General features: G+C 59.1%; 16 protein-coding genes. 14 read left to right on the forward strand and 2 right to left on the reverse strand.

What is annotated here, in order from left to right; all coding sequences use genetic code 11:
- Positions 1-3: 3 nt before the first annotated feature.
- The 14 genes from nuoH (at position 4) to RHIBUN_RS0113550 (ending at position 14,842) form a co-directional block, all read left to right on the forward strand.
- A complete protein-coding gene (gene nuoH / locus RHIBUN_RS0113485; RefSeq protein ID WP_018857050.1) occupies positions 4-1,047 on the forward strand; it encodes an NADH-quinone oxidoreductase subunit NuoH in 1,044 nt (347 codons plus the stop codon).
- A 40-nt stretch (positions 1,048-1,087) separates the two neighbouring features.
- Entirely contained in the window at positions 1,088-1,579 is a 492-nt protein-coding gene (gene nuoI / locus RHIBUN_RS0113490; protein ID WP_007789671.1) for an NADH-quinone oxidoreductase subunit NuoI, read from the forward strand.
- A gap of 141 nt (positions 1,580-1,720) precedes the next feature.
- Positions 1,721-2,335, forward strand: a complete 615-nt coding sequence (locus RHIBUN_RS0113495; RefSeq protein ID WP_018857049.1) for an NADH-quinone oxidoreductase subunit J — start codon at positions 1,721-1,723, stop codon at positions 2,333-2,335.
- A 29-nt stretch (positions 2,336-2,364) separates the two neighbouring features.
- Positions 2,365-2,673, forward strand: a complete 309-nt coding sequence (gene nuoK / locus RHIBUN_RS0113500) for an NADH-quinone oxidoreductase subunit NuoK (RefSeq protein ID WP_007531803.1) — start codon at positions 2,365-2,367, stop codon at positions 2,671-2,673.
- Positions 2,674-2,680: 7 nt separating this feature from the next.
- The gene (gene nuoL, locus RHIBUN_RS0113505; protein WP_025659953.1) at positions 2,681-4,681 is read left to right on the forward strand and encodes an NADH-quinone oxidoreductase subunit L; all 2,001 of its coding nucleotides are present in this window, start codon (positions 2,681-2,683) and stop codon (positions 4,679-4,681) included.
- Positions 4,681-6,192, forward strand: a complete 1,512-nt coding sequence (locus tag RHIBUN_RS0113510) for an NADH-quinone oxidoreductase subunit M (RefSeq protein WP_025659954.1) — start codon at positions 4,681-4,683, stop codon at positions 6,190-6,192. The genes nuoL and RHIBUN_RS0113510 overlap by 1 nt, the downstream gene beginning before the upstream one ends.
- 18 nt (positions 6,193-6,210) lie before the next feature.
- Positions 6,211-7,656 carry an NADH-quinone oxidoreductase subunit NuoN gene (nuoN, locus tag RHIBUN_RS0113515; protein WP_018857046.1) on the forward strand — a complete coding sequence of 482 codons (1,446 nt, stop codon included), beginning with the start codon at positions 6,211-6,213 and terminating at the stop codon, positions 7,654-7,656.
- The gene (locus RHIBUN_RS0113520; protein WP_025659955.1) at positions 7,656-8,420 is read left to right on the forward strand and encodes a biotin--[acetyl-CoA-carboxylase] ligase; all 765 of its coding nucleotides are present in this window, start codon (positions 7,656-7,658) and stop codon (positions 8,418-8,420) included. The genes nuoN and RHIBUN_RS0113520 overlap by 1 nt, the downstream gene beginning before the upstream one ends.
- 17 nt (positions 8,421-8,437) lie before the next feature.
- Complete coding sequence (locus RHIBUN_RS0113525) at positions 8,438-10,108, forward strand: ribonuclease J (protein WP_025659956.1); 1,671 nt, start codon at positions 8,438-8,440, stop codon at positions 10,106-10,108.
- Positions 10,109-10,111: 3 nt separating this feature from the next.
- The gene (mce, locus tag RHIBUN_RS0113530; RefSeq protein ID WP_018857043.1) at positions 10,112-10,516 is read left to right on the forward strand and encodes a methylmalonyl-CoA epimerase; all 405 of its coding nucleotides are present in this window, start codon (positions 10,112-10,114) and stop codon (positions 10,514-10,516) included.
- A 124-nt stretch (positions 10,517-10,640) separates the two neighbouring features.
- Entirely contained in the window at positions 10,641-10,922 is a 282-nt protein-coding gene (locus RHIBUN_RS0113535) for a DUF1467 family protein (protein ID WP_018857042.1), read from the forward strand.
- Positions 10,923-11,497: 575 nt separating this feature from the next.
- Complete coding sequence (proS, locus tag RHIBUN_RS0113540; protein WP_025659957.1) at positions 11,498-12,820, forward strand: proline--tRNA ligase; 1,323 nt, start codon at positions 11,498-11,500, stop codon at positions 12,818-12,820.
- Between the two features lie 16 nt (positions 12,821-12,836).
- Positions 12,837-14,144, forward strand: coding sequence for a lipoprotein-releasing ABC transporter permease subunit (locus tag RHIBUN_RS0113545; protein ID WP_025659958.1), 1,308 nt, complete (start codon positions 12,837-12,839; stop codon positions 14,142-14,144).
- Positions 14,145-14,158: 14 nt separating this feature from the next.
- On the forward strand, positions 14,159-14,842 hold the full coding sequence (locus RHIBUN_RS0113550; RefSeq protein WP_025659959.1) for an ABC transporter ATP-binding protein: 684 nt from the start codon (positions 14,159-14,161) through the stop codon (positions 14,840-14,842).
- Here RHIBUN_RS0113550 and RHIBUN_RS0113555 read toward each other — a convergent pair whose 3' ends face one another.
- On the reverse strand, positions 14,843-15,307 hold the full coding sequence (locus tag RHIBUN_RS0113555) for a DUF5680 domain-containing protein (RefSeq protein ID WP_025659960.1): 465 nt from the start codon (positions 15,305-15,307) through the stop codon (positions 14,843-14,845).
- Positions 15,308-15,375: 68 nt separating this feature from the next.
- Positions 15,376-15,960: a hypothetical protein gene (locus RHIBUN_RS0113560; protein ID WP_025659961.1), complete on the reverse strand. Its 585-nt coding sequence runs from the start codon at positions 15,958-15,960 to the stop codon at positions 15,376-15,378.

The raw sequence follows: 15,960 nt of genomic DNA on the forward strand, positions 1-15,960 counted from the left end.
ACTATGGATTCGTTTGTTTCAACTTATGTCTTGCCCGGCCTTCTCATGGTCGGTCAGTCGCTTCTTCTCCTGGTCTGCCTGCTCGTCTTCATCGCCTACATCCTGTTGGCAGACCGCAAGGTCTGGGCAGCAGTGCAGCTCCGTCGTGGTCCGAATGTGGTGGGTCCGTGGGGCCTTTTCCAGTCCTTCGCGGATCTTTTGAAGTTCGTCTTCAAGGAGCCGGTCATCCCGGCTGGCGCCAACAAGGCAGTCTTCCTGCTGGCGCCGCTCGTGACCGTGCTGCTGGCGCTCTCGACCTGGGCCGTCGTGCCGCTGGCGGATGGCTGGGTCATCGCCAACATCAACGTTGGCATCCTCTACATCTTCGCGATTTCATCGCTTGAAGTGTACGGCATCATCATGGGCGGTTGGGCCTCCAACTCGAAGTACCCGTTCCTTGGCGCACTCCGCTCCGCGGCACAGATGGTTTCCTACGAGGTCTCCATCGGCTTCGTTATCGTCACCGTTCTGCTCTGCGTAGGTTCGCTGAACCTGACGGATATCGTCCATGCACAGCAGACCGGCCTCGGCACGCGCCTGGGTCTCCCGGCGTCGTTCCTCGACTGGCATTGGCTGGCGCTGTTCCCGATGTTCATCGTCTTCTTCATTTCCGCGCTTGCCGAAACGAACCGCCCACCTTTCGATCTTCCCGAAGCGGAATCGGAACTCGTCGCCGGCTTCATGGTCGAATACGGTTCCTCGCTCTACATGATGTTCATGCTCGGCGAATATGCGGCCATCGTTCTGATGTGCTCGTTGACTACGATCCTGTTCCTCGGGGGCTGGCTGCCGCCAGTCGACGTATGGTTCCTGAACTGGGTCCCAGGTGTCATCTGGTTTACGCTGAAGTCGTGCCTGGTGTTCTTCATGTTTGCGATGGTGAAGGCATTTGTCCCGCGCTATCGCTACGACCAACTGATGCGCCTCGGCTGGAAGGTCTTTCTTCCGCTGTCGCTTGCCATGGTCGTTATCGTTGCATTCGTGCTGAAGCTGACGGGTTGGGCATGATCGTGCCGGCCCTCGTTTCAAGCAATATTGGAGGTTGATGATGGCAGGCTTGTCCAACGCGGTCAGCTCGCTGTTCCTGAAGGAATTCGTCAGTGCGTTCTGGCTGACCTTCCGGTACATTTTTAAGCAGAAGGCAACGATCAATTACCCGTTCGAGAAGGGACCGGTCAGTCCGCGCTTCCGCGGTGAACACGCATTGCGTCGTTATCCCAACGGCGAAGAGCGCTGCATCGCCTGCAAGCTCTGCGAGGCGATCTGTCCTGCCCAGGCGATTACCATCGAAGCCGGCCCCCGCCGCAACGATGGCACGCGCCGCACAGTTCGTTACGACATCGACATGGTGAAGTGCATCTACTGCGGCTTCTGCCAGGAGGCATGCCCGGTCGATGCGATCGTCGAAGGTCCGAATTTCGAATTTGCAACGGAAACCCGCGAAGAACTTTACTTCGACAAGGCGCGGCTTTTGGAGAACGGCGACCGGTGGGAGCGCGAAATCGCGCGCAACATCGCGCTGGATGCACCGTACCGTTGATCGAAATTGAAATGCCGGAGTGCCGCCCGTCACGCGGCTTCCGGTCAACATGCACCGAGGCTTTGCCGGCGAATTCCGCGCGAAGCTTCATCGGGCAGGGAAACTCCCGGCTGCCCGGGGGAAGATGAAAAAGGCACCAACATGGGTCTGCAGGCTCTATTTTTCTATCTTTTCGCCTTTGTCGCGGTAGCGTCGGCGTTCATGGTCATCTGGTCGAAGAATCCGGTTCATTCGGTTCTCTTCCTGATCCTGGTTTTCTTCAATGCGGCCGGCCTCTTCCTGCTGCTGGGCGCCGAATTCCTGGCGATGATCCTGCTCGTCGTTTACGTCGGCGCCGTGGCCGTTCTCTTCCTCTTCGTGGTCATGATGCTCGACATCGACTTCACGGAGTTGCGCGCGGGCGTTCTCGAATATGCGCCGATCGGCGCGATCATCGGCCTGATCCTTGCGGCTGAGCTGATCGTCGTTGTGGGTGGCAGTGTGATCTCGCCGGAAATCGCCAAGTCGGTGGCAATGCCGATCCCGGCGCTGACAGAGCGCACCAACACCGCCGCACTCGGCGACGTGCTCTATACGAATTACGTCTACTTCTTCCAGATCGCTGGTCTGGTGCTGCTCGTCGCAATGATCGGTGCGATCGTGCTGACGCTCAAGCATCGCCAGAACATCAAGCGGCAGAATATCGCCAATCAGGTTGCCCGCAATCCTAAGACCGCCGTCGAGGTGGTCAAGGTGAAGCCGGGACAGGGCGTTTGAAGCAGGCGCGAGCTTAAGGAACAAATACAATGGTCATCGGACTTTCCCATTACCTGACGGTCAGCGCCATCCTCTTCACGCTCGGCGTCTTCGGTATCTTCCTGAACCGGAAGAACATCATCGTTATCCTGATGTCGATCGAGCTCATTCTGCTTGCGGTCAACATCAACATGGTCGCCTTCTCGTCGTTCCTGAACGACATCGTCGGCCAGGTTTTCGCATTGTTCATTCTGACCGTTGCTGCGGCTGAAGCCGCTATCGGTCTTGCAATTCTCGTCGTCTTCTACCGCAACCGCGGCTCGATCGGCGTTGAAGACGTCAATATGATGAAGGGCTGATAAGGCTATGTTTTTATATAAGGCTATCGTCTTTCTTCCCCTGATTGGCGCGATCATCGCAGGCCTCTTCGGCCGCGCGATCGGCGCCAAGGCATCGGAATACGTTACCTGCGGCCTGATGATCATCGCTGCGGTGCTGTCGTGGTATGTCTTCGTGACCATCGGCATGGGCCACCACGAAGGCGGCCCGATCAAGGTCGAAGTGCTGCGCTGGATTCAGTCCGGCGGCATCGATGTGTCCTGGTCGCTGCGCGTCGATACGCTGACGTCGGTGATGCTGATCGTCGTCAACACGGTCTCGACGCTAGTGCACGTCTATTCGATCGGATACATGCATCATGATCCGCATCGTCCGCGTTTCTTCGCCTATCTCTCGCTCTTCACCTTCGCCATGCTGATGCTGGTGACAGCCGACAACCTGGCCCAGATGTTCTTTGGCTGGGAAGGCGTTGGTCTGGCGTCCTATCTGCTCATTGGCTTCTGGTTCAAGAAGCCGTCGGCAAACGCCGCTGCGATCAAGGCGTTCGTCGTCAACCGCGTCGGCGACTTCGGCTTCATCCTCGGCATTGCGAGCCTGTTCGTGCTCTTTGGCGCGATCAATCTCGACACCATCTTTGCGAACGCTGCGAGCTTTGCCCCGAGCGAAGCCGGCGGTGAGGGCGGAGAGGTCGTTCTCAACCTCTTCGGCATGCACCTCGACAAGGCCCACGCACTGACCGGTGCCTGCCTGCTGCTCTTCATGGGCGCGATGGGTAAGTCGGCACAGTTCCTGCTGCACACCTGGCTGCCGGATGCCATGGAAGGCCCGACACCGGTGTCGGCGCTCATCCATGCTGCGACCATGGTTACCGCAGGCGTCTTCCTCGTCGCCCGCATGTCGCCGCTGTTTGAGCTTTCGCCAGATGCGCTCGTCTTTGTAACGACGATCGGTGCGATCACGGCCTTCTTTGCGGCAACCGTTGGCCTCGTGCAGAATGACATCAAGCGTGTCATCGCTTACTCGACCTGCTCGCAGCTCGGCTACATGTTCGTTGCGCTCGGCGTCGGTGCTTATGGCGCGGCCATCTTCCACCTCTTCACGCACGCCTTCTTCAAGGCTCTGCTGTTCCTTGGCGCCGGCTCGGTGATCCACGCCGTCGATGGTGAGCAGGACATGCGTTACATGGGTGGCCTGCGGAAGCACATTCCGGTAACCTTCTGGATGATGACGATCGGCACACTGGCACTGACCGGCGTCGGCATTCCGTTCACGCCGTTCGGTTTTGCCGGCTTCTTCTCGAAGGACGTCATCATTGAAGCAGCCTACGCGTCGCATTCACCGGTCGCAGGCTTCGCCTTCACGCTCCTGGTCATCGCTGCGCTATTCACGAGCTTCTATTCCTGGCGTCTGGCATTCCTGACTTTCTTTGGTCAGCCGCGCGCCTCGCACGAGGTAATGCACCACGTGCATGAATCTCCCCAGGTCATGCTCGTGCCGCTCTATATTCTTGCAGCCGGTGCGGTTCTCGCAGGCGTCCTTTTCGAGGGCCGCTTCTATGGCGAGGAGTATGCTGAGTTCTGGAAGGGCGCGCTTTTCACCTCCGCGCACAACGAACTGCTGGAAGAATTCCATCACGTTCCGGCGTGGGTTGGTCTCAGCCCGTTCATCGCCATGCTCGTTGGCTTCGTCACCGCCTGGTACATGTACATCAAGTCGCCATCGACGCCGCGCGTTCTCGCTCAGCAGCATCGCGTCCTGTACCAGTTCCTCCTGAACAAGTGGTACTTCGACGAGCTCTACGACTTCCTCTTCGTGCGCAGCGCCAAGGCCCTTGGCCGCTTCCTGTGGAAGAAGGGTGACGTCGGCGTCATCGACGCCTACGGCCCGGATGGCGTCGCCGCGCGCGTCGTCGATGTCACCAACCGCGTCGTCCGTCTGCAGACGGGCTACCTCTATCACTACGCGTTCGCCATGCTGATCGGCGTCGCAGCGCTCGTTACCTGGATGATGCTCGGGAGTTCCTTCTGATGACCGATTGGCCTATTCTTTCAACGGTCACCTTCCTGCCGCTCGTCGGCGTGGTGCTCCTGCTGCTGATGAATGAAAACGGTCCGAGTGGCCGCCGCAACGTGCTCAACATTTCGCTGATCACGACGGTCGTGACTTTTGTCCTTTCACTCCTCATCTGGATCGGCTTCGACAATGCGAACCCCGGTTTCCAGATGGTCGAGAAGCACAACTGGCTCGGCACCGGCATCAGCTATCATCTCGGCGTTGACGGGATCTCGATGCTTTTCGTGATCCTGACGACCTTCCTCATGCCTTTCTGCGTGCTGGCGAGCTGGCTGTCGATCGAGAAGCGCCTCAAGGACTACATGATCGCCTTCCTGATCCTGGAAGTGATGATGGTCGGCGTCTTCGTTTCGCTGGATATCGTTCTCTTCTACGTGTTCTTCGAAGCCGGCCTCATCCCGATGTTCCTCATCATTGGCGTTTGGGGTGGCAAGGATCGCGTCTACGCCAGCTACAAGTTCTTCCTCTACACGCTGCTCGGCTCCGTTCTGATGCTGCTCGCCATCATGGCGATGTACTGGCAGGCCGGCACGACGGATATTCCGGCGCTGCTCGCCTATAAGTTCCCGCCGCAGATGCAGACCTGGCTCTGGCTTGCCTTCTTCGCGTCTTTCGCGGTGAAGATGCCGATGTGGCCGGTTCACACCTGGCTTCCCGACGCGCACGTTCAGGCGCCGACTGCAGGCTCGGTCATCCTGGCTGGGGTGCTTCTGAAGCTCGGCGGTTACGGCCTGATCCGCTTCTCGCTCGGGATGTTCCCGGTTGCCTCCGAGTTCTTCGCACCGCTCGTCTTCGCATTGTCGGTCATTGCGATCATCTACACCTCGCTGGTGGCGCTGATGCAGGACGACATGAAGAAGCTGATTGCCTATTCGTCGGTCGCCCACATGGGTTACGTGACAATGGGTATCTTTGCGGCCAACGCGCAGGGTTTGCAGGGCTCGATCTTCCAGATGCTGTCGCACGGCATCGTCTCCGGCGCTCTCTTCCTTTGCGTCGGTGTGATTTACGACCGAACCCATACCCGCGAGATTGCGGCCTATGGCGGCCTGGTCAACAACATGCCGAAATACGCTGTTGCGATGATGGTCTTCACGATGGCGAACGTCGGCCTGCCGGGCACCTCGGGCTTCGTCGGCGAATTCCTGACCCTGATCGGCGTCTTCCGCGTCAACACCTGGGTCGCACTCTTCGCCGCGACGGGCGTTATCCTCTCCGCCGCCTATGCGCTCTGGCTCTATCGCCGGGTCATCTTCGGCGCGCTGGAGAAGGAAAAGCTCAAGGCGCTGCTCGACCTCTCTCGGCGTGAACAGCTGGTTCTCTATCCGCTGATCGCACTGACCATCTTCTTCGGCGTCTATCCGGCTCCGGTCTTCGATGTGACCGCTGCATCGGTTGACCAGCTGATCCATAGCTACACGGCCGCAGTCCAGGCAGCGCAGGACGTTGCGCTGTCGATGAAATGATGACGGGACTTTTGGGACATGACCTCTGAAACTATTCTCGCAAGCCTGCATCTTTCCATACCGGAGCTGATCCTCGCGGTCGGCGCCTTGGCGTTGCTGATGATCGGCGTCTTCTCGGGAGAGCGCTCCGGCCGTATGGTCAGCGTTCTCGCGATAATCGTGCTGGCCGCTGCTGCGCTCTGGCTGATCTTCCTTCCGAGCGAAGGCGTTGCCTATGGCGGCGTCTTCCTGTCGGATGGCTTCGGCCGCTTCATGAAGATCACCGCGCTGGTCGGATCGATCACGGCGCTCTTCATGTCGCTGGGGCTTGCCAAGGAAAATCAGCTCGACAAGTTCGAGTTTCCGGTGCTGCTCGTGCTCTGCACACTGGGCATTCTGCTGATGATATCGGCCAACGATCTCATCTCGCTTTATCTCGGCCTCGAACTGCAGTCGCTGGCAATCTATGTCGTCGCTGCGATCAACCGCGACAGCGTCAAGTCTACTGAAGCCGGCCTGAAGTACTTCGTGCTCGGCGCGCTGTCCTCGGGCATGCTGCTCTACGGCATGTCGCTGGTCTACGGCTTCACCGGTCACACGCAATTCGCTGCAATCGCTCAGGCCCTGACTGTCGAAGGTGCTCGTTCGCTTGGCCTCGTCTTCGGCCTCGTGTTCATCCTGGCCGGTATCGCCTTCAAGATCTCCGCTGTTCCATTCCATATGTGGACGCCGGACGTTTACGAAGGCGCTCCGACCCCGGTCACCGCTTTCCTTGCCAGCGCTCCCAAGGTCGCGGCAATGGCGATGTTGACCCGCATTGTAATCACTGCCTTCCAGCCGGTCGTGGCTGACTGGCAGCAGGTCGTGGTCTTCATTTCGATCGCTTCCATGCTGCTCGGCTCCTTCGCCGCAATCGGTCAGCGGAACATCAAGCGACTGATGGCCTATTCGTCGATCGGTCACATGGGTTACGCATTGGTTGGCCTTGCTGCAGGAAATCAGACCGGCGTCTCGGGCGTCATGCTGTACATGGTCATCTACATGGTCATGACGCTCGGCAGCTTTGCGATCATCATGTCGATGCGCCGCAAGGACGGCACGGTTGTCGAGGAAGTCAACGACTTGGCTGGCCTGTCGACCACCAATCCGTTCATGGCGACGGTACTGACCATCCTGATGTTCTCGCTGGCAGGCATTCCTCCGCTCGCAGGCTTCTTCGCGAAGTACTTCGTGTTTGTCGCTGCGATCGAGGCGAAGCTCTACGCTCTTGCGATCATCGGCGTTCTTGCATCGGTTGTCGGCGCTTACTACTACCTGCGCGTCATCAAGCTGATGTGGTTCGATGAAGCCACGGGCGAGTTCGCTCGCGTTTCGGGCTCGCTCCGTCTTGTCTTTGGTCTCTCCGGCCTCTTCGTTCTCGCCTATGTCATCATCGGCGGTCCGATTGGCGGTGCGGCCGAGCTTGCAGCTGCGACACTCTTTTGATGAACTCTGAGGCACGGCGCCGGATATCGCTCGACGATTTCAGGCACGAGGCTCTGCCGGAGACATCGTCCACGAACAGTGAATGCCTTGCCCGTGCGCGGGCAGGGGACCGCGGTCACCTATGGATCACGGCGGAAAAACAGACCGGCGGCCGTGGCCGCCGGGGACGCCCCTGGGTTTCAGAGCGGGGCAATCTCTACGCCTCGCTTCTTCTCATCGATCCGGCGCCCATGGAGCGCCTCGGCTCGCTGCCGTTGGCAATTGCCGTCGCCGTGCATCGGGCGGTTCGCCGTGTGCTCCCGCATACGGCCGAGCCGCTGGAAGTGAAGTGGCCGAACGATATCCTGATCGGACGCAAGAAGACTTGTGGCATTCTCTTGGAAGGCGAAGCCCTGTCGGAGGGACGCCATGCGCTCGTCATAGGCATCGGTATCAACGTCGCATTCATGCCTGATAACCCGCTCTATCCGGTGACCTGCCTGCGTGAGCAAGGGAGCTCTGCTTCCCCCGAAGAAGTTTTCGCCCATCTTTTTGCATCGATGGCCGAAGTCCTGGAAGCATGGGATCGGGGCCGCGGCGTGCGCGAAATCACGGAACGCTGGCGCCAGGTCGCCTGCGGCATTGGCGAAAAGATAACGGTGAACCTGCCGGACCGGTCGATTTCCGGCCACTTCGCCGGAATTGATGATAATGGCCTGTTGATGCTCGATATTGGCGCAGGCAGGATGATGACGATTGCCGCCGGCGACGTCTTCTTTGGTTGATTGGAAAAAAGAATAATATGGCGAAGCAGGACGAATTGGTATTTCTGCCGTTGGGTGGCGTTGGCGAGATCGGAATGAATCTCGCCCTCTACGGCTACGGCCCACCGACCCACCGCCAGTGGATCATGGTTGACTGCGGCGTTACCTTCCCGGGGCCCGATCTGCCAGGTGTCGATCTTGTGCTGCCGGACATTCGTTATCTCGCCACCGAGCGCAAGAGCCTGAAGGCGATCTTCATCACGCATGCGCATGAGGACCACTACGGCGCGCTCGCCGATCTATGGCCCGGTCTCAATGTGCCGGTCTATGCCTCTGCCTTTACGGCTGGCCTGCTCGAGGCGAAGCGCAACTTTGAAAAGTCGGCCATCGGGGAGATCCCGGTGACATTGTTTACGGCGGGCGACACCGTCAATGCCGGCCCCTTCAGCGTCGAAGGCGTGGCGGTCAACCACTCCATTCCCGAGCCGATGTCGCTGGTGATCCGCACGCCACTCGGCAATGTGATCCATACCGGCGACTGGAAGATCGACCATGAGCCGTCGCTCGGTCCGCTGACGGACGAGACCCGTTTTCGCCAGCTTGGCGATGAAGGCGTTCTGGCGTTGATGTGCGATTCCACGAATGCCCTGCGGGATGGTGTATCGCCATCCGAGAAGGACGTCTCCGAGAGCCTGCGCAAGATCATCGAGAACGCCGAGGGCCGCGTTGCGGTGACGACGTTCTCATCGAACGTCGGCCGTATCCGAACGGTCGCCGAGGCGGCCGAGGCTGAGGGCCGCGAGGTACTACTGCTCGGCAGTTCGCTCAAGCGCGTGGTCGACGTTTCCCGCGATATCGGCCTGATGGAGGGCATCAAGCCGTTCATTTCCGAGGAGGAATACGGTTACGTCCCACGCGACAAGGTTGTCGTCATTCTGACCGGTAGCCAGGGTGAGCCACGCGCGGCCCTTGCGAAGCTGTCGCGTGACGAGATGCGCAACGTCGCGCTTGCAGCAGGCGATATCGTCGTATTTTCCTCCCGCGCCATCCCGGGCAACGAGAAGGCGATCCAGGACATCAAGAACGGCCTCATCGAGCAGGGTGTCCATGTCATCACCGACAACGAAGCCCTTGTTCACGTTTCCGGACATCCGCGCCGCAACGAGCTGCAGAAGATGTATGAGCTGACGCGGCCGAAGATCGTCGTGCCGGTGCACGGCGAGGCGACGCACCTGACGGCGCACAAGGAACTGGCGGAGCAATCCGGCATCTCGATCGTGCCGCGCGTGCGCAACGGCGACATTCTTCGTCTGGCACCAGGACCAGTCGAGGTTATCGACGAGGCGCCGCACGGCCGTATCTACAAGGACGGCTCGCTCATCGGGGATTTCGACGAGATGGGCATTGGCGAGCGCAAGAAGCTCTCCTATGTCGGCCACGTTGCCGTCAACGTCGTGATCGACAGCCGCTACGATATCGTCGGCGATCCGGACCTCGTTGCGATCGGTCTGCCTGTCTACGACGACGAGGGCGACGATATGGAAGATACGCTTTACGACGCTGCTGTCGGTGCCATCGAGAGCATACCGCGGGCACGCCGGAAGGATCTCGACCTGCTGCAGGAGTCGGTCCGCCGTGCGATCCGCGCAACCGCAAACCAGACCTGGGGCAAAAAGCCTGTGGTCACGGTCTTTGTTACGAAGGTCTGACCCATGCTCGGCCGGGTCAACCATGTCGCCATCGCCGTTCCGGACCTTGCGGCCGCAACTGCCGCCTACCGGGGCACGCTCGGCGCAACTGTCTCTGCCCCGCAGGCTCTGCCGGAGCACGGCGTCACAGTCGTCTTCGTGGAGCTCCCGAATACCAAGGTCGAACTGCTGGAGCCGCTGGGAGCGGACTCGCCGATCGCTGCTTTCCTGGAGAAGAACCCATCTGGAGGAATGCACCATATCTGCTACGAGGTTGCCGACATCCTCGCCGCTCGCGACCAACTGGTGCAAGGTGGTGCGAGAGTGCTCGGCAATGGTGAGCCGAAGATCGGCGCCCATGGAAAGCCGGTGCTCTTTCTGCATCCGAAGGATTTTTTCGGCACCCTGATCGAGCTGGAGCAGGTCTGAGCGGGCTGCGGCAGAGTGACCGAGACGCGGCAAAAACCGTCATTGAGGTCCGAACCGGCTTTGAGTTAACAGACATTTCGGCTTATAAGCACCGCAGTCGCAGAGAGCCTAGCGGGACAATTCGATGCTGCAGATATTTCTACAGGGCTTTGCCGTCTACTTTATCGTCTGGTGGATCACGCTCTTTGCCGTCCTCCCGATTGGCCTGCGCACGCAAGCGGAAGATAACGATATCGTGTTGGGGACCGTACACAGCGCCCCGAGCCGGTTTCGGCCGGTATTCGTCTTTTCGATGACGACGATCATCTCGGCTGTCATCTACGGGCTCTGGTATATCGCTTCGAATTACTTCGGTTGGGGTTTCGACGCCCTGCCGCAGATTGGCCCATCGTTCTCAAACGTTTAGGGCGTTTGCCCAGTTTTTGGGCGGATACAGATATTCGCTGTCACACACATGTCATGAAGTTGCGGCATGGAGTTGCCGTAACGGCAGTCGAGGCCTCACGCAACGGCAGCGAGAGGCTCGGATGGCAGAACGTGGTTGAGAAAAGCCAAAAAAAAACAAGGCTGAAAGCCTTGTTTTAAGTATCGCGTGATCCTTATCCGTTGCCGGGGCTGCGACGAGCGCGCCTAAGATCTGATCCTCCCAAGACTTGACCGCGAAATCGGCAGGAATTTAGCTCCCTGCCTGTTTTGTGGGCTAAAGCTAGCTCAAAGAATGGGCTTTGTCATCAGGTTTTTTTGCATTTTTGCTACACTCCAGCAAATTTTTTCCGTTCATAAGAATATCGTACAAACCATTATAATTTCGCCTTTTTCTTACTTTGTCTGCTTCGCGGGTGTGAACTTGCTTTAACGGCAGACCGCTTCAGCCCGTGGCGGGTTTCTTTCCTTTCGCGAAGCAGCTATGAACGCTGCCAATATTTGTGATCCGCCTTCGATTCCGCGACATGCGGTGTCTCAACAGTTCTGGAATTCGCCATGCGCCTGTCTCGCTATTTCATGCCCATCCTGAAGGAAAATCCCAAGGAGGCGGAAATCGTCTCTCATCGGCTGATGCTGCGCGCCGGCATGATCCGGCAGCAGTCGCAGGGCATCTATTCCTGGCTGCCCCTCGGCAAGCGCGTTCTCGACAAGGTCAACAACATCATCCGCGAGGAGCAGAATCGCGCCGGCGCGATCGAACTGTCGATGCCGACGCTGCAGTCTGCCGAGCTCTGGCAGGAAAGCGGTCGCTACGACGCCTATGGCAAGGAGATGCTGCGCATCACGGACCGCCAGGATCGCCCGATGCTGTACGGCCCGACGAACGAGGAAATGGTCACGGATATCTTCCGGTCCTACGTGAAGTCCTACAAGAGCCTGCCGCTCAACCTGTATCACATCCAGCTGAAGTTCCGCGACGAGATCCGCCCGCGCTTCGGTACCATGCGCTCGCGTGAATTCATGATGAAGGACGCCTATTCCTTCGATCTGACGCGCGAAGGTGCGGAGCATTCCTACAACAAGATGTTCACCGCCTATCTGCGGACGTTCGATCGCCTCGGCCTGCGTGCGATCCCGATGCGTGCAGACACTGGTCCGATCGGTGGCAATCTCAGCCACGAATTCATCATCCTGGCCGACACCGGCGAATCCGAAGTGTTCTGCCACAAGGACTTCGTGAACTTCGATATCCCGGCTGAAGGCACCGACTTCGACAGCGTCGAGGGCCTGAAGGCTGTTTTCGACAAGTGGACGTCGCTTTATGCCGCCACATCGGAGATGCACGACGAAGCGGCGTTCAACGCGGTTCCGGAAGGCGACCGTCTCTCCGCGCGTGGCATTGAAGTGGGTCATATCTTCTACTTCGGCACGAAGTATTCCGAGCCGATGGGCGCGAAGGTGCAGGGTCCTGATGGCAAGGAACATACGGTCCACATGGGTTCCTACGGGATTGGCCCGACCCGCCTTGTTCCCGCCATCATCGAAGCATCGCATGATGAGAACGGAATCATCTGGCCGGCGTCGGTAGCGCCGTTTGATGCGGTCGTGATCAACATGAAGGCCGGTGATGCGGCGTGCGATGCAGCCTGCGAGAAGATCTATGCGGCGCTCTCGAATGCCGGCAAGGACGTCCTCTACGATGATACGGACGATCGCGCCGGAACGAAATTTGCGACCGCCGACCTGATCGGTGTTCCGCTGCAGATCATTGCCGGCCCGCGTGCGGTCGCGAGCGGCGAAGTCGAAGTGAAGGACCGCAAAACGGGCGCCCGCGAAACGATGACCATCGACGCGGCGATCAACAAGCTCTTGGGCTAAGAAGGCGGGAGGCAGGATGGCAGATGTAGCGGTGAGCCAGCAGGGTTCTAAATCCGGCTCGGCGCCGGCCAGCCGGCCATTTTCCGCCTTCGAACGGCTTGTGGCGTGGCGCTATCTGCGCGCCCGCCGCAAGGAGGCGTTCATTTCGGTGATCGCCGGTTTCTCCTTCATCGGCATCATGCTTGGCGTTGCGACGCTGATCATCGTCATGGCTGTCATGAACGGCTTCCGCACGGAGTTGATCTCCCGCATTCTCGGCATCAACGGTCACATGATCGTTCAGCCCGTCGATACTCCGTTCACGGACTATCCGGCGTTGACCGACAAGCTTGCCGGCGTGCCGGGCATTAAGATTGCGCTGCCGCTGGTCGAGGGCCAGACATTGGCCTCAGGTCAGGGCGGTGCGGGCACGGGCGCGCTGGTACGCGGCATCCGACCTGAAGACCTGGAAAAAGTGAAGACCGTCTCCGGTAATATCAAGTCCGGTGATCTGGTCGGTTTTGCCGCCGGGCAGGGCGTGTTGATCGGTTCGGGCATGGCTGCCCAACTCGGCCTCCAGGCAGGCGACAACATTACGCTGATATCACCGGAAGGTGACGTCACACCGATGGGCGTCAATCCGCGGGTGAAGTCCTACAAGGTCTCCGGCATTTTCGAGATCGGCATGTCGGAATACGACGCGACGATCATCTACATGCCGCTTGAGGAAGCGCAGCTCTATTTCAATGCCGAGGGCCTGGTCCAATCCATCGAGCTTTTCGTCGATAATCCTGACGACATTGACAATATGCGGCCGAAGGTCGAGGCCGCGGCCGGCCGCCAAATCGCGATTACCGACTGGCGCCAACGCAACCAGACCTTCTTCTCGGCGCTCGAGGTTGAGCGGAACGTGATGTTCATGATCTTGACGCTCATCGTCCTCGTTGCGGCGCTGAACATCATTTCCGGCCTCATCATGCTGGTGAAGGACAAGGGCAGCGACATCGCGATCCTGCGAACGATGGGCGCGAGCTCTGGCGCGATCATGCGCATCTTCTTCATGACGGGTGCGGCGATCGGTGTCGTCGGCACGATAGCCGGTGTCCTGCTCGGCGTCGTTGTCTGTATCAATATCGAGAAAATCCGCGAGTTCTTTTCCTGGGTCTCCGGCACGGTGCTGTTCGACCCGCAACTCTACTTCCTCAGCCAACTGCCTGCGGAAATGAGTATGAGAGAGACGCTTTCCGTTGTGATCATGGCGCTGACCCTGTCCTTCCTCGCCACCATCTTCCCGGCATGGCGAGCCTCCAAGCTCGATCCCGTGCAGGCCCTGCGCTACGAATAAGGAATGCTCTCTTCATGAAGCGGAATACCGTTCTCAAGCTTTCCGGTGTCGAGCGCCACTACGGCCAGGGCGAGACGCTGCTCTCGATCCTCAAGGGTGCGGACTTCATTCTGAACAGCGGCGAAATCGTAGCCCTCGTCGCGCCGTCAGGCACAGGCAAGTCGACGCTTCTACATATTGCCGGCCTGCTTGAGCACCCCGATGGCGGCGAGGTGATCATCAACGGAAAGGCCTGCGACGGCTTGCCGGACGATAAGCGCACCGCGATTCGCCGCAGCGAAATCGGCTTCGTCTACCAGTTTCATCACCTGCTGCCGGAATTCTCTGCGATGGAGAACATCATGATGCCGCAGATGATCGCCGGTCTCCCGCGCAAGGAAGCGAAGGAGCGGGCTGGTCAGTTGCTCGACTATATGCGCATCGGCCACCGCGGCGCGCATCGCCCCGGAGAGCTTTCCGGTGGCGAACAGCAGCGTGTGGCGATTGCGCGTGCCGTCGCGAATGCGCCCAGCCTGTTGCTGGCGGACGAGCCGACTGGCAACCTTGATCCTGAAACGGCAAGCTATGTCTTTGACGCGCTTGAAGCGCTGGTGCGCCAATCAGGCCTGGCGGCGCTGATCGCGACCCACAATCACGAACTCGCCGGGCGCATGGACCGCCGCGTGACGATCGCCGACGGCAAGGTCGTGGATTTCTGATCAGGGGTGGATGAGACCGCCACGGTAGTCCAATTCGTAGGCTCTACGCTCGTTCACGACGATCACTTCACGACCGCTGAAATGGCTGCAGTCGCCTATGCTTTGATCGGCATAGAAACCGAAGGTGTGCTCGAATTCCATGCCGCCGAGGAAGCGCCGATATTCCGCATACATTTTTGACAGTGCAGCTTTAATCACCGTCCCCGCCCGCTCTCCGTCGATCAGCGAATGCTCGATGATGCGTCCGAAGTAGTTCATCGCCCAGACCGGTTCGCTCTCCAGCCAGACCACTTCTTGCCCGGCGAAATCAGTGCCGCCGAAATAACTGTCGAGATAGCGCCAGGTGCCGCGCTGATAACCGATGTCCCGCGATCCCGTCCGGCAGGCGGGTGCAAGGCTTCCGCCACCGACATAGGTATTGGCCTTCGCCTCCACGATGAAACTGTTCAATGCGACAATATCCATAGCGTTCCTCCGCTCGACGGCGCCTCAACAACGGTATCAAATTGTAAAGAACAAACGAAGAACAAACCTCACTGTCCGCAGATCGTTTGTCCGGTGTCGTCGTTCCATTCAGCGATCGGGAGGACATGTGGCTCGGCTTTGACGTCCTTGCCATCCTTCTGCAGCTTGCCCGTCAGTGCATTGTAGTCGCAGGAGCCGGCGGAATTGGGGTCGAGCGTGTCGTAGTGGTTGTAGGTATAGCCGGCAACGACGAACTGCTTGTTCCGATAGGCCACTGTCAGCGTCTGGTCCCAGCGATCGCGCCCGATGGTGCTGTTCTGTGAGTGTATGGCGATGGAGGATTTGCCGACGGCTTTCAACGACGGTTCCTGTCCGAAGACGCCGTCAGCATTGGTGCTGCCCCAGATCTTGTTTGGTGCGGCCAGCGAAAGCCGCAGAAGTTCGTGGTCGCTGTCACGAAGATAGAGGTAGATGCCGATTTGATCATCGCTGGCGCTCTCCTCGGGAGCAACCAGCAGCGCGAGGTCCGCACGCCCATCGCCATCCCAATCCCCCGTCGCCGCGTCGACGATCCGTGTAGGATCGATTTGCTCGGCTTGAGCGGTAAACGCCGCCGATAGAGCCAATCCAGCAATTAATACAAACTTAAACAT

This window comes from Rhizobium sp. IBUN, assembly GCF_000510625.1.
GTDB classification, from domain to species: Bacteria; Pseudomonadota; Alphaproteobacteria; order Rhizobiales; family Rhizobiaceae; genus Rhizobium; species Rhizobium altiplani.

Bases quoted from the DNA above. Each gene is read 5' to 3' on its own strand.
- nuoH (WP_018857050.1), top strand. From the start codon at position 4: ATGGATTCGTTTGTTTCAACTTATGTCTTGCCCGGCCTTCTCATGGTC.
- nuoI (WP_007789671.1), top strand. From the start codon at position 1,088: ATGGCAGGCTTGTCCAACGCGGTCAGCTCGCTGTTCCTGAAGGAATTC.
- RHIBUN_RS0113495 (WP_018857049.1), top strand. From the start codon at position 1,721: ATGGGTCTGCAGGCTCTATTTTTCTATCTTTTCGCCTTTGTCGCGGTA.
- nuoK (WP_007531803.1), top strand. From the start codon at position 2,365: ATGGTCATCGGACTTTCCCATTACCTGACGGTCAGCGCCATCCTCTTC.
- nuoL (WP_025659953.1), top strand. From the start codon at position 2,681: ATGTTTTTATATAAGGCTATCGTCTTTCTTCCCCTGATTGGCGCGATC.
- RHIBUN_RS0113510 (WP_025659954.1), top strand. From the start codon at position 4,681: ATGACCGATTGGCCTATTCTTTCAACGGTCACCTTCCTGCCGCTCGTC.
- nuoN (WP_018857046.1), top strand. From the start codon at position 6,211: ATGACCTCTGAAACTATTCTCGCAAGCCTGCATCTTTCCATACCGGAG.
- RHIBUN_RS0113520 (WP_025659955.1), top strand. From the start codon at position 7,656: ATGAACTCTGAGGCACGGCGCCGGATATCGCTCGACGATTTCAGGCAC.
- RHIBUN_RS0113525 (WP_025659956.1), top strand. From the start codon at position 8,438: ATGGCGAAGCAGGACGAATTGGTATTTCTGCCGTTGGGTGGCGTTGGC.
- mce (WP_018857043.1), top strand. From the start codon at position 10,112: ATGCTCGGCCGGGTCAACCATGTCGCCATCGCCGTTCCGGACCTTGCG.
- RHIBUN_RS0113535 (WP_018857042.1), top strand. From the start codon at position 10,641: ATGCTGCAGATATTTCTACAGGGCTTTGCCGTCTACTTTATCGTCTGG.
- proS (WP_025659957.1), top strand. From the start codon at position 11,498: ATGCGCCTGTCTCGCTATTTCATGCCCATCCTGAAGGAAAATCCCAAG.
- RHIBUN_RS0113545 (WP_025659958.1), top strand. From the start codon at position 12,837: ATGGCAGATGTAGCGGTGAGCCAGCAGGGTTCTAAATCCGGCTCGGCG.
- RHIBUN_RS0113550 (WP_025659959.1), top strand. From the start codon at position 14,159: ATGAAGCGGAATACCGTTCTCAAGCTTTCCGGTGTCGAGCGCCACTAC.
- RHIBUN_RS0113555 (WP_025659960.1), bottom strand. From the start codon at position 15,307: ATGGATATTGTCGCATTGAACAGTTTCATCGTGGAGGCGAAGGCCAAT.
- RHIBUN_RS0113560 (WP_025659961.1), bottom strand. From the start codon at position 15,960: ATGTTTAAGTTTGTATTAATTGCTGGATTGGCTCTATCGGCGGCGTTT.